13 protein-coding genes are annotated in these 12,890 nt (G+C 60.6%); 7 read left to right on the forward strand and 6 right to left on the reverse strand.

What is annotated here, in order from left to right; translation table 11 throughout:
- Positions 1 to 78: 78 nt before the first annotated feature.
- Positions 79 to 408, reverse strand: a complete 330-nt coding sequence (gene trxA / locus AC1DIS_RS07055) for a thioredoxin TrxA (RefSeq protein ID WP_477780805.1) — start codon at positions 406 to 408, stop codon at positions 79 to 81.
- Positions 409 to 528: 120 nt separating this feature from the next.
- Positions 529 to 1,236: a FadR/GntR family transcriptional regulator gene (locus AC1DIS_RS07060; protein WP_018927569.1), complete on the reverse strand. Its 708-nt coding sequence runs from the start codon at positions 1,234 to 1,236 to the stop codon at positions 529 to 531.
- A 257-nt stretch (positions 1,237 to 1,493) separates the two neighbouring features.
- Here AC1DIS_RS07060 and AC1DIS_RS07065 point away from each other — a divergent pair, with 257 nt between their 5' ends.
- From AC1DIS_RS07065 to ppx, 5 genes are all read left to right on the forward strand, one after another.
- The gene (locus AC1DIS_RS07065) at positions 1,494 to 2,279 is read left to right on the forward strand and encodes a transporter substrate-binding domain-containing protein (protein ID WP_028939126.1); all 786 of its coding nucleotides are present in this window, start codon (positions 1,494 to 1,496) and stop codon (positions 2,277 to 2,279) included.
- A 22-nt stretch (positions 2,280 to 2,301) separates the two neighbouring features.
- Positions 2,302 to 2,982, forward strand: coding sequence for an amino acid ABC transporter permease (locus AC1DIS_RS07070; protein ID WP_018927567.1), 681 nt, complete (start codon positions 2,302 to 2,304; stop codon positions 2,980 to 2,982).
- Complete coding sequence (locus AC1DIS_RS07075) at positions 2,979 to 3,629, forward strand: amino acid ABC transporter permease (protein WP_007899375.1); 651 nt, start codon at positions 2,979 to 2,981, stop codon at positions 3,627 to 3,629. Before AC1DIS_RS07070 ends, AC1DIS_RS07075 begins: the two co-directional genes overlap by 4 nt.
- Positions 3,616 to 4,353 carry an amino acid ABC transporter ATP-binding protein gene (locus AC1DIS_RS07080; RefSeq protein WP_064621044.1) on the forward strand — a complete coding sequence of 246 codons (738 nt, stop codon included), beginning with the start codon at positions 3,616 to 3,618 and terminating at the stop codon, positions 4,351 to 4,353. The genes AC1DIS_RS07075 and AC1DIS_RS07080 overlap by 14 nt, the downstream gene beginning before the upstream one ends.
- Before the next feature lie 246 nt (positions 4,354 to 4,599).
- Positions 4,600 to 6,102: an exopolyphosphatase gene (gene ppx, locus AC1DIS_RS07085; RefSeq protein ID WP_477743600.1), complete on the forward strand. Its 1,503-nt coding sequence runs from the start codon at positions 4,600 to 4,602 to the stop codon at positions 6,100 to 6,102.
- A 181-nt stretch (positions 6,103 to 6,283) separates the two neighbouring features.
- On the opposite strand, the gene ppk1 is transcribed toward ppx, so the two are convergent.
- Positions 6,284 to 8,506 (reverse strand): polyphosphate kinase 1, encoded by a 2,223-nt coding sequence (gene ppk1, locus AC1DIS_RS07090; RefSeq protein WP_018927564.1) that lies wholly within the window; start codon positions 8,504 to 8,506, stop codon positions 6,284 to 6,286.
- An 18-nt stretch (positions 8,507 to 8,524) separates the two neighbouring features.
- Positions 8,525 to 9,538 carry a porphobilinogen synthase gene (gene hemB / locus AC1DIS_RS07095; protein ID WP_019580521.1) on the reverse strand — a complete coding sequence of 338 codons (1,014 nt, stop codon included), beginning with the start codon at positions 9,536 to 9,538 and terminating at the stop codon, positions 8,525 to 8,527.
- Positions 9,539 to 9,746: 208 nt separating this feature from the next.
- Here hemB and AC1DIS_RS07100 point away from each other — a divergent pair, with 208 nt between their 5' ends.
- Positions 9,747 to 10,379 carry a DedA family protein gene (locus AC1DIS_RS07100; protein ID WP_018927562.1) on the forward strand — a complete coding sequence of 211 codons (633 nt, stop codon included), beginning with the start codon at positions 9,747 to 9,749 and terminating at the stop codon, positions 10,377 to 10,379.
- On the opposite strand, the gene AC1DIS_RS07105 is transcribed toward AC1DIS_RS07100, so the two are convergent.
- Positions 10,360 to 11,595 carry a sterol desaturase family protein gene (locus AC1DIS_RS07105; RefSeq protein ID WP_064621047.1) on the reverse strand — a complete coding sequence of 412 codons (1,236 nt, stop codon included), beginning with the start codon at positions 11,593 to 11,595 and terminating at the stop codon, positions 10,360 to 10,362. The two genes, AC1DIS_RS07100 and AC1DIS_RS07105, sit on opposite strands and share 20 nt — an antisense overlap.
- A gap of 114 nt (positions 11,596 to 11,709) precedes the next feature.
- Here AC1DIS_RS07105 and elbB point away from each other — a divergent pair, with 114 nt between their 5' ends.
- Positions 11,710 to 12,378 carry an isoprenoid biosynthesis glyoxalase ElbB gene (gene elbB / locus AC1DIS_RS07110; protein ID WP_064621048.1) on the forward strand — a complete coding sequence of 223 codons (669 nt, stop codon included), beginning with the start codon at positions 11,710 to 11,712 and terminating at the stop codon, positions 12,376 to 12,378.
- Positions 12,379 to 12,427: 49 nt separating this feature from the next.
- On the opposite strand, the gene AC1DIS_RS07115 is transcribed toward elbB, so the two are convergent.
- A complete protein-coding gene (locus AC1DIS_RS07115; protein WP_064621049.1) occupies positions 12,428 to 12,883 on the reverse strand; it encodes a YaiI/YqxD family protein in 456 nt (151 codons plus the stop codon).
- Between the last annotated feature and the right edge of the window lie 7 nt (positions 12,884 to 12,890).

Raw genomic sequence — 12,890 nt, forward strand, 5'->3', positions numbered from 1 at the left:
GTTTCGGAGCGTCTAGCCCTCAATAACGAAAAGGCCCCGCATAATGCGGGGCCTTTTCATGACGCTTTATAACAACGCTTAGATGTTGGCGTCGAGGAAAGCGGCCAATTGCGACTTCGACAGCGCACCGACCTTGGTGGCTTCGACGTTGCCGTTCTTGAACAGCATCAGCGTCGGGATACCACGCACGCCATGCTTGGCCGGGGYTTCCTGGTTCTCGTCGATGTTCAGTTTGGCAACGGTCAGCTTGCCTTTGTAGGTCTCGGCAATTTCGTCCAGGACAGGAGCGATCATTTTGCAAGGGCCGCACCACTCAGCCCAGTAGTCGACCAGTACAGCGCCTTCGGCCTTGAGTACGTCGGCCTCGAAGCTAGCGTCGCTAACGTGTTTGATAAGATCGCTGCTCATGGAAGTCTCCAGGTTGTAAGCAAAAAAACGTGGCCCATCATAGCTGCCCTTCCCCCGTTCAGGAAGCCGCAGATGATTGAGTCTCGCTATGGTGGCCCATGAATTTGGGTATAGCTCAAGTCACGAGGTGGCGGGAGCGACGAAGGCAATCCCGGTGCGCAGGGCGGCGTTGCGCACATGCTCCTGCATGGCCTTCTGTGCGGCGCCGGACGATCGGCGCGCCAGTGCACGGAGGATTTTACGGTGTTCCTGCCAGGTTTCCATGGCCCGTTCGGCCCGGATGAACGGTAGCTTCTGGCTCTCCAGAAAGATGTCGGCGCTGGCTGTCAGGATGCTCAGCATCGCCTGATTGCCGCTGGCCAGGAGGATGCGCCGGTGAAACTCGAAGTCCAGTCGCGCCGCTGCATCGAAGTTGGCGGCACGCAGTTCGTTGCGCATGGCGGCGACGTTGTCTTCCAGGGCATCGAGATCCTCGGTGCTCAGGGTCACGGCCGCCAAACCCGAGGCAAAACCCTCCAGCGCATAGCGCAACTGGAAGATGTCCAGCGGCGATGCCTGGGCCGCGAATGGCCAGCCCGGCACCGCCTCGCCCCGGGGCAGATCGACCGGTGACTGCACGAACACGCCCTTGCCCGGCTGGATGCTGATCACGCCCAGCGCACTCAGGGACGACAACGCCTCGCGCAACGACGCCCGGCTGACCCCCAATTGCACCGCCAGGTCCCGTTGCGAGGGCAAGGCATCACCCGGCCCGAAACCTTGCTCGGTGATCAGTTTGCGGATGGCTTGCAGCGCCACTTCAGGTACTGCACGGGAGATCGAATTCATGGTTTCTTCAGACGAACCAGGCCAATGAGCGGCTAGTTGTAAAGCTATTCGCGACGTCCGGCAAGTCGTGCCCCATGGGGGTTCGGGAGTTTTCACGATTGCGCCATCAAGGTGCGAAATGCCACCTAACTGTTCAGACCAGTAAGACCGAGAAACACCAGCAAAACCGTGGCCTGCAACCCCTGAAACCGAATCTTGGCATGGCCCGTGCTCTGTCGATCCGCAGAAATCACTTCCCGCCGATCCGGAGATTTGCCATGACCCAGCGTTACAGCGCCCTCCTCGCCGCCCTGTTTGCCAGCCTGATGCTGAGCCAGGCACCTGCCCACGCCGACGGTCTGGAGGATGTGGTCAAACGCGGCACCCTCAAAGTCGCCGTGCCCCAGGACTTCCCGCCGTTCGGCTCGGTCGGCCCGGACATGAAACCGCGCGGCCTCGACATCGACACCGCCAAACTGCTGGCCGACCAACTCAAGGTCAAACTCGAACTGACCCCGGTCAACAGCACCAACCGCATCCCGTTCCTGACCACCGGCAAGGTCGACCTGGTGATTTCCAGCCTCGGCAAGAACCCTGAACGAGAGAAAGTCATCGATTTCTCCCGTGCCTACGCGCCGTTCTACCTCGCCGTGTTCGGTCCGCCAGACGCCGCCATCAAGGGTTTGGACGATCTCAAGGGCAAAACCATCAGCGTCACCCGTGGCGCCATCGAAGACATTGAGCTGACCAAAGTCGCCCCCGAAGGCGTGACCATCAAACGCTTCGAAGACAACAACTCGACCATCGCCGCCTACCTTGCCGGGCAAGTCGACCTGATCGCCAGCGGCAACGTGGTRATGGTGGCCATCAGCGAGAAAAGCCCGAAACGCGTACCGGCCCTGAAAGTGAAGCTCAAGGACTCGCCGGTGTACGTCGGTGTGAACAAGAACGAGCCGGCGTTGCTGGACAAGGTCAATCAGATCCTCACCACCGCCAAGGCTGACGGTGCGCTGGAAAAGAACTCGCAAACCTGGTTGAAAGAACCGCTGCCGGCCGATCTCTGATCGTTCGCTCGGGAGACGACTTATGGCTTATCAGTTCGATTTCTTGCCGGTGGTGGAAAACACCGACCTGCTGCTGCGCGGTGCGTTGTTCACCCTTGAGCTGACGGCCGTTGGCGCAGTGTTCGGGGTCGCTCTGGGCATCATCGGCGCACTGGTGCGGGCGTGGAACATCCGCCCGTTCGCCGGCATTTTCGGGGTCTACGTCGAGTTGATCCGCAACACACCCTTTCTGGTGCAGTTGTTTTTCATCTTCTTCGGTTTGCCGTCGCTGGGCCTGCAGATTTCCGAATGGCAGGCGGCGGTGCTGGCGATGGTGATCAACCTGGGCGCCTATTCGACCGAGATCATCCGCGCCGGCATTCAAGCGATCCCCCGCGGGCAACTGGAAGCCGCAGCCGCCCTGGCAATGTCGCGTTTCGAAGCCTTCCGCCACGTGGTTCTGCTGCCGGCACTGGGCAAGGTCTGGCCGGCCCTGAGCAGCCAGATCATCATCGTCATGCTCGGCTCGGCGGTCTGTTCGCAGATCGCCACCGAAGAGCTGAGTTTCGCCGCCAACTTCATTCAGTCGCGCAACTTTCGCGCCTTTGAAACCTACGCCCTGACCACGCTGCTCTACCTGTGCATGGCGCTGCTGATCCGCCAGCTGCTGAACTGGATCGGCCGCCGCTACATATCCAAGAGCAGCGCAAGGAGCAGCCAATGAGCGATTTCACCTTCTGGGACATCCTGCGCAACCTGCTCACGGGCCTGCAATGGACGCTGGCATTGTCGCTGGTGGCGTTTATCGGTGGCGGGCTGATCGGTTTGCTGATCATGGTGATGCGGATTTCTAAGAAATCCCTGCCCAGCCACTTCGCCCGCACCTACATCGAATTGTTCCAGGGCACGCCGCTGTTGATGCAGCTGTTTCTGGTGTTCTTCGGTGTGGCCTTGGCCGGTGTGGAAATTTCACCGTGGATGGCGGCGGCGATTGCCTTGACACTGTTCACCAGCGCCTACCTGGCGGAGATCTGGCGCGGTTGCGTCGACTCGATCCCCAATGGCCAGTGGGAAGCCTCATCGAGCCTGGCGCTCAACCCGCTGGAGCAATTGCGTTACGTGATCCTGCCACAAGCGCTGCGCATCGCCGTGGCGCCGACCGTGGGCTTCTCGGTGCAAGTGGTCAAGGGCACCGCCGTCACCTCGATCATCGGCTTCACCGAACTGACCAAGACCGGCGGCATGCTCGCCAACGCGACCTTCGAACCCTTTATGGTCTACGGCCTCGTCGCCCTCGGTTACTTCCTGCTCTGCTACCCCTTGTCCCTCAGTGCGCGCTACCTGGAAAGGAGACTGCATGCCTCTGCTTAGAATTTCCGCCCTGCATAAATATTACGGCGACCATCATGTGCTCAAAGGCATTGACCTGAGTGTCGAGGAAGGCCAGGTGGTGGCGATCATCGGTCGCAGCGGCTCGGGCAAGTCCACCTTGCTGCGCACCCTCAATGGTCTGGAATCGATCAATGACGGTGTGATCGAAGTCGACGGCGAATACCTCGACGCCGCCCGCGCCGACCTGCGCAGCCTGCGGCAGAAAGTCGGGATGGTGTTCCAGCAGTTCAACCTGTTCCCGCACCTGACCGTCGGCGAAAACGTCATGCTTGCGCCACAAGTGGTGCAGAAAGTGCCGAAAGCCAAAGCCACCGAGCTGGCGCGACAGATGCTGGAACGGGTCGGGCTGGGCGAGAAATTCGACGCCTTCCCGGATCGACTCTCTGGCGGCCAGCAACAGCGGGTGGCGATCGCCCGGGCGCTGGCCATGTCGCCGAAAGTCTTGCTGTGCGACGAAATCACCTCGGCCTTGGACCCGGAACTGGTCAATGAAGTGTTGAGCGTGGTCCGGCAACTGGCCAGGGAAGGTATGACATTGATCATGGTCACCCATGAGATGCGTTTTGCCCGGGAGGTGGGCGACAAATTGGTGTTCATGCACCAGGGCAAGGTGCATGAGGTGGGAGATCCGAAGGTGTTGTTTGCCAATCCGCAGACGGCGGAGCTGGCGAACTTCATTGGGACCGTGGAGGCGGCGGGCTGACACCCCTGTGGCGAGGGGGCTTGCTCCCGCTCGGCTGCGCAGCAGTCGTAAAACCTGCCGACCGGCTTTTCCTGAAGCACTGCGTTGAATGGTTTTGGGGCCGCTGCGCTGCCCAGCGGGAGCAAGCTCCCTCGCCACAGGAACCCACGTCGTCCGTGCGCTGGATCAAGGCATTAAACCGTACGCGTTGGCGCGAGCGTTTGATCGTGGCAGGATGTCGAGGTTATCGACCGAGACCCCCTGACCATGCCGCTATCCCAAGTCAAGAATCTGTCCCTGATCGCCGCAATCGACCTGGGCTCCAACAGCTTTCACATGGTCGTGGCCAAGGCCCAGAACGGCGAAATCCGGATTCTCGAGCGTCTCGGGGAGAAGGTTCAGCTGGCCGCCGGCATCGACGAAGAGCGTCAACTCAGCGAAGAATCAATGCAACGCGGGCTCGATTGCCTGAAGCGCTTCGCCCAACTGATCAGCGGTATGCCGCCCGGTACCGTGCGGATCGTCGGCACCAACGCCCTGCGCGAAGCCCGTAACCGCGGTGAATTCATCCATCGGGCCGAAGAAATCCTCGGCCATCCGGTAGAAGTCATCTCCGGCCGTGAAGAAGCGCGCCTGATTTACCTCGGCGTCTCCCACACCCTCGCCGACACCCCGGGCAAACGCCTGGTGGCCGACATCGGCGGCGGCAGTACCGAATTCATCATTGGCCAGCGCTTCGAACCGCTGCTGCGCGAAAGCCTGCAAATGGGTTGCGTCAGCTATACCCAACGCTATTTCAAGGACGGCAAGATCACCCCGGCCCGCTACGCCCAGGCGTACACCGCGGCGCGGCTGGAGATCATGAGCATCGAACACGCCCTGCACCGCCTGACCTGGGATGAAGCCATCGGCTCCTCGGGCACCATTCGCGCCATTGGCCTGGCACTGAAGGCCGGCGGACATGGCACTGGCGAGGTGAACGCCGAAGGCTTGGCCTGGCTCAAGCGCAAGCTGATCAAGCTCGGTGATGTCGAGAAAATCGACTTCGAAGGCATCAAGCCCGACCGCCGGGCGATCTTTCCCGCCGGGCTGGCGATTCTCGAAGCGATCTTCGATGCCCTCGAACTGCAACGCATGGACCACTGTGAAGGCGCCCTGCGCGAAGGCGTGCTCTATGACCTGCTGGGCCGTCATCATCACGAAGATGTCCGTGAGCGCACGCTCAGCTCGCTGATGGAGCGCTACCACGTCGACCTGGAGCAAGCCGCGCGGGTCGAACGCAAGGCGCTGCATGCCTTCGATCAAGTGGCCGCGGACTGGGACCTGGACGACGGTGTCTGGCGCGAACTGCTGAGCTGGGCGGCCAAGGTCCACGAAGTGGGCCTGGACATCGCGCACTATCAGTACCACAAACACGGCGCCTATCTGATCGAGCACTCGGACCTGGCCGGATTCTCCCGCGAAGACCAACTGATGCTCGCGCTACTGGTGCGTGGCCACCGTCGCAATATTCCCAAGGACAGGTTTGCCGATTTTGGCGACGACGGCATCAAGCTGATTCGCCTGTGCGTGCTGCTGCGCTTCGCGATTCTGTTCCACCACATCCGTGGCACCCAGGAAATGCCACAGGTCGTGCTGCACGCCAACGGCGACAGCCTGGATGTGTTATTCCCGGAACATTGGCTGGATGACAACCAGTTGACCCAGGCCGACTTCGCCCTGGAAGCCGAATGGCTGACCCGCGTCAGCTTCATGCTGAACGTTCGCTAAAAAACCGAAAATGGTCGCCGAACACGGTCCTGTAGGAGCCGGCTTGCTGGCGAAGGCGTCCTTGAAATGGATGCATGACTTGAAAGCCATTCGCTGGCAAGCCAGCTCCTACAAGGGACGGTGGTGGAAATGAAAATGGCGATCCACATGGATCGCCATTTTTTATCGCCCAAGGTTTGCGTTAACGCACCGCCAGAATCGGGCTGCCCAAACGCTCCAGCAAGGTGGCCTGGGCGCTGCGCGGGTTCTGGTTGCCGGTCGGTGTATTACGGACGTAGCGACCGTCCGACTGCAGGCTCCAGCTGTGGGTGTTGTCGGTAAGATAAAGCTCCAGCTCTTTCTTGACCCGCAAAATCAGCTTCTTGCCCTCGACCGGGAAGCAAGTCTCGACGCGCTTGTCGAGGTTGCGTTCCATCCAGTCGGCACTGGACAGGAACATCTGCTCTTCACCGCCATTGAGGAAGTAGAAGACCCGGGTGTGCTCCAGGAAACGACCGATGATCGAACGTACGTGGATGTTGTGCGATACCCCGGCGATGCCCGGTCGCAGGCAGCACATGCCGCGCACCACCAGATCGATGCGTACCCCGGACTGGCTGGCCTTGTACAACGCGCGGATGACCTTTGGATCGGTCAGCGAGTTGAACTTGGCGATGATGTGCGCCGGTTTGCCGTCGAGGGCGAATTGCGTCTCCCGGGCAATCATGTCGAGCATGCCCTTCTTCAACGTGAACGGCGCGTGCAGCAGTTTTTTCATGCGCAGGGTTTTGCCCATGCCGATCAACTGGCTGAACAGTTTGCCGACGTCTTCGCACAAGGCATCGTCGGAGGTCAGCAGGCTGTAGTCGGTGTACAGACGGGCGTTGGCCGCGTGGTAGTTGCCGGTACCCAAGTGAGCGTAGCGAACAATCTCGCCGGCTTCGCGACGCAGAATCAGCATCATCTTGGCGTGGGTCTTGAAGCCGACCACGCCGTAAATCACCACGGCGCCGGCCGCCTGCAGACGGCTGGCCAGCTGCAGGTTGGATTCTTCATCGAACCGCGCGCGCAATTCGATCACCGCCGTCACTTCCTTGCCGTTCCGCGCCGCATCCACCAGCGCATCGACGATCTCCGAGTTGGCGCCGCTGCGATACAACGTCTGGCGAACCGCCAACACGTGTGGATCCTTGGCCGCCTGACGCAGCAAGTCGACCACCGGGGTGAAGGACTCGAACGGGTGCAGAAGCAAGATGTCCTGCTTGCTGATCACGCTGAAAATGTTCTCGCTGTTCTGCAGCAGTTTCGGGATCTGCGGGGTGAACGGCGTGTATTGCAGCTCCGGATGACTGTCCAGGCCGGTGATGCTGAACAGCCGGGTCAGGTTGACCGGACCATTGACCTGATACAGCTCGGTCTCCTGCAGGTTGAACTGCTTGAGCAGGTAATCGGACAGGTGTTTCGGGCAGGTGTCGGCCACTTCCAGCCGCACCGCATCACCATAGCGACGGGAGAACAACTCGCCGCGCAGGGCGCGGGCCAGGTCTTCCACGTCTTCGGTATCGACCGCGAGGTCGGCGTTCCGGGTCAGGCGGAACTGGTAGCAGCCCTTGACCTTCATGCCCTGGAACAGGTCGTCGGCGTGCGCGTGGATCATCGACGACAGGAATACATAGTTGTCACCCGGGCCGCCGACTTCTTCCGGCACCTTGATGATCCGCGGCAGCAGACGCGGCGCCGGGATGATCGCCAGGCCGGAATCGCGACCGAAGGCGTCGATGCCTTCGAGCTCGACGATGAAGTTCAGGCTCTTGTTCACCAGCAACGGGAACGGGTGCGTCGGGTCGAGACCGATCGGGGTGATGATCGGCGCGATCTCGTCGCGGAAATAACGGCGGACCCAAGTCTTGAGCTTGGTAGTCCAGTAACGACGACGGATGAAGCGGACCTGATGTTTTTCCAGTTCCGGCAACAGAATGTCGTTGAGAATCGCGTATTGGCGGTCGACGTGACCGTGCACCAATTCGCTGATGCGAGCCAGGGCCTGATGCGGTTGCAGGCCATCGGCGCCAGCCTGTTCACGGGCGAAGGTGATCTGCTTCTTCAGGCCGGCCACACGAATCTCGAAGAACTCGTCCAGGTTGCTGGAGAAGATCAGCAGAAACTTCAGCCGCTCCAGCAATGGGTAGGACTCATCCAGCGCCTGTTCCAGCACGCGGATGTTGAACTGCAGTTGCGAGAGCTCGCGATGGATGTACAGGCTGCTGTCATCCAGACCGGGAATGGCAATCGCTGGGGCCGCCACAACGGGCTCGGCCACCACCGCAGGTGGAGCGGGCTCCAGCTCCGGCGGAGTTTCAGCGATTTGCTCCACCACAGGTTGAGCGTCTTTTACGGCAACTTCAGTGAGTCCTTCGGTATTCATCGAATGTTCCTGGGAGGGCTATTTTTGCTCTCGTAACAATTGAGCAGCACGGACGGCAAAGTAAGTCAGGATGCCATCAGCGCCTGCACGTTTAAAAGCGGTCAGGGATTCGAGGATAACCCCTTCGCTCAACCAGCCATTCTGGATCGCCGCCATGTGCATGGCGTATTCGCCGCTGACCTGATACACAAAGGTCGGCACTTTGAACGCTTCCTTGACCCGATAAAGAATATCCAGATACGGCATGCCTGGCTTGACCATGACCATGTCTGCGCCTTCTGACAAGTCGGCCGCCACTTCGTGCAGGGCTTCGTTGCTGTTGGCCGGGTCCATCTGATAGGAGGCCTTGTTGGCCTTGCCCAGGTTCAACGCCGAACCCACCGCATCGCGGAACGGGCCGTAGTAGGCACTGGCGTACTTGGCCGAGTAGGCCATGATCCGCACATTAACGTGCCCCGCCAGCTCCAGCGCTTCGCGGATCGCCTGAATGCGGCCGTCCATCATGTCTGACGGAGCCACCACTTGAGCGCCGGCTTCGGCGTGGGACAAAGCCTGCTTAACCAGTGCGTCGACGGTAATGTCGTTCTGCACGTAGCCTTCTTCGTCGAGGATGCCGTCTTGCCCATGAGTGGTGAACGGGTCCAGGGCGACGTCGGTGATCACACCCAGCTCCGGGAACTGCGCACGCAGAGCGCGGGTAGCGCGCTGGGCGATGCCGTTGGGGTTCCAGGCTTCGGCGGCATCCAGTGACTTGAGTTCCGGTGGCGTCACCGGGAACAGTGCCAGCGCCGGAATGCCCAGCTCGACCCACTTGGCAGCCTCTTCCAGCAACAGATCGATGGTCAGGCGTTCGACGCCCGGCATCGATGCCACTGCTTCGCGACGGTTTTCACCGTCCAGCACGAACACCGGCAGGATCAGGTCATCGACGGTCAGTACGTTTTCACGGACCAGACGACGCGAAAAATCATCACGACGGTTGCGACGCAGGCGGGTTGCAGGAAACAAACGGTTGGCGGGGGTAAAGCTCACGGCAGACTCCTGAGCCCGCGCTGGCGGGCGAGCGTGACAGTTATAAGCGGCCATTATGACCAACGTATGACAGTTGTGTGCACCCCTGTGACAGGTAGCCGCATTCCATTGTCCTTGTAGGAAATGTTCACGTCGAGACACATTTGGACACTTTCATGAATGTGCACGAAGGGTTAGGCTGCGCGTTCATTTCGCCAGCACCCAGACAATGCTCCAACAATTCCTACATGACTTCGGCTACTTTGCCCTGTTCCTCGGCACGTTTTTCGAAGGCGAAACCATTCTGGTACTCGCAGGCTTCCTCGCGTTCCGTGGGTACATGGACATCAACCTGGTGGTGGTCGTGGCGTTCTTCGGCAGTTATGCCGGCGATCAGCTGTGGTACTTCCTGGGGCGCAAGCACGGGCGCAAATTGCTGGCGCGCAAACCGCGCTGGCAATTGATGGGCGATCGGGCACTGGAACATATCCGCAAGCACCCGGACATCTGGGTGCTGAGCTTCCGCTTTGTCTATGGTTTGCGCACCGTGATGCCGGTGGCAATCGGTCTGTCGGGCTATCCGCCGGGACGCTATCTGCTGCTCAACGGGATTGGCGCGGCCATCTGGGCTGCGGCGCTGGCAGCGGCTGCGTATCACTTCGGCGCGGTGCTCGAAGGTATGCTGGGCAGTGTCAAGAAATACGAGCTGTGGGTGCTGGGCGCCCTGCTGGTCCTGGGCTTTGTCCTGTGGCTGCGGCGGCGCTTCAAGAATGCCCGCTTGGCGAAAAAGATCTACGCCGATGAGCAGGCATTGAAAGCCGAACAGGCCAAGTCCAGYGAACCTACGACGCCCATCGAGTGACGCGGTTTCTACAACAGTAGAGACCGATGCCGCTGAGCAGGCTGTAACTGAGCAGCACCACCCAGCCCACCGCGCTGCCCGGCCATAGCCCGACCATCGGTGCCAGCCATACCAGCGGCAGGTTCGACACCAGCCGCAACAGCTCCAGCTTCAACGCCTGCGGGCGATTCTCCAGGGCTGCACCCAACACGAACAACCCCAACGCCACGGCGCCCCAACCCAACACCAGGGCTGCGGTCGGCAGGCTCTGCTCCAAGTTCATCAAGTAACTGCCCAAGGCGATGTAGACGCAGAACTGCAGCGCCACATACCACTGCTGACGTCCGTCCAGCGGCACCTCGAATTTGCGGAACTGAGCCAGGTCCGGCTTGTTCATCGGGTATTTGGCCGCCACGTCCGCCGGCCGCCAACCGGTGCGCATGAACCAGATCCGCAGCTTGTCCCACCAGCGCTCGGCGCGCCGGGCGTCATCCCACAGCTGCGCGTAAAACTGCACGTTTGCCCACACCGGATTCCAGCTCGCCAGCGGCGTGGTCACGCCGAAGATCACCGGTTCGTTGTCGTCCTCTTCCTGGAACGATCCGAACAGACGGTCCCAAATAATGAACACCCCGCCGTAGTTGCGATCCATGTAGAGAGCGTTCTGTGCATGGTGAGCCCGATGATTGGACGGCGTGACGAAGAACCACTCGAACCAGCCAAGCTTGGGAATATGCCGGGTATGCACCCAGAACTGGTACAGCAGGTTCAACGCCGCAACGCTGACGAACACCAGCAGCGGCACGCCGAGCACTGCCAGGGGCAGGTAGAAAATCCAGCTCAACAGAAACCCGGTGCTGGTCTGGCGCAGGGCCGTGGAGAGGTTGTAGTCCTCGCTCTGGTGATGCACCGAATGCGCGGCCCAGAGGATGTTGCGCTCATGGCCCATCCGGTGCAGCCAGTAGTAGCAGAAGTCGTAGAAGACGAATGCAAACACCCAGACCCAGACACTGTCGGCCGACAGCTCGATCAAGGCCAGATGTTCCAGGGCGAAGGCATAAGTGACCAGGCCGACACCTTTGGTCAACAGGCCCGTGGTAGTCGACAATACGCCGGTGCTGAGGCTGTTGATCGCGTCTGCCACGCGGTAATTGCTCACCCCGCGCCAACGGTCGGCCAACAACTCGACCGCAATCAGCACAAAGAAAAACGGCACCGCATACAGAATGAAGTTCATGACGCGACCTGATCGGAATCGTTCAGCAGAGATTAGGTGTAGCCGCGAATTAACCCTATGGCAACGAGTGACAAATTAGTGGACATTTAACGCCATGAATCTGGAGAAAAGCCCATGAGCAAAAAAATTGCAGTGATCCTTTCCGGCTGTGGCGTGTACGACGGCGCCGAGATCCACGAAAGCGTGATCACCCTGCTGCGGCTGGACCAGCGCGGTGCCCAGGTGCAGTGCTTCGCACCCAACATCGCGCAGTTACATGTGATCAACCACCTGACTGGCGAAGAAATGCCCGAATCGCGCAACGTGCTGGTGGAATCGGCGCGAATCGCCCGGGGCAACATCAAGGATATCCGTGAAGCGGACGTCGAAGACTTCGATGCGCTGATCGTTCCCGGCGGTTTCGGGGCGGCCAAGAACCTGTCGAACTTTGCCGTCGAAGGCGCCGGCTGCAGCGTTCAACCTGACGTCCTGGCGTTGACCGAAGCGTTCGCCGAGGCTGGCAAACCGGTGGGGCTGATCTGCATCTCGCCGGCCCTGGCGGCAAAAATCTACGGCCCGGGCGTGACCTGCACCATCGGCAACGATGCCGATACCGCCGCCGCGATGAACAAGATGGGCGCCACCCACGCCGAGTGCGCAGTGACCGACATTGTCGAAGACAAGGCGCGCAAGCTGGTGAGCACGCCGGCGTACATGCTCGCGCAATCGATCAGCGAAGCCGCTTCCGGCATCAACAAATTGGTCGACCGCGTACTGGAACTGACCCACGAAAACGACGAGTAACACTCGCGATTGTTCCCACTCCGCGTGGGAACGATCATTACCGTCTTGCTCAAGCTTTACGCGACAACCGGGTCAATATCCGGTCCAGCGCATTGGCGAACGCCTGTTTCTCGCGCTCGCCGAACGGCGCCGGGCCGCCGCTCATCTGCCCCTGCTCGCGCAAGTCGGTGAACAGGTTACGCACCGCGAGTCGATCGCCCATGTTCTGCGCATCGAACTCCTTACCCCGCGGATCCAGCGCCGCAACGCCGTTCTTCACCAGCCGATCCGCCAGCGGCACATCGCTGCAAATCACCAACTCCCCCGGCACCGCGTGTTCCACCAGGTAATCGTCGGCGGCATCCGGGCCGCTGGGCACCACGATCAGTTTCACCAGCGCAAGGCCCGGCTTGATCTGCGGCTGACCGGCCACCAGTACCACTTCGAACTGGCGCTTGAGGGCGAACTTCACCACTAGATCCTTGGCTGCCCGAGGGCAGGCGTCGGCATCGATCCATACGCGCATTGGATTT

The organism is Pseudomonas sp. 05N433 (genome assembly GCF_056396925.1).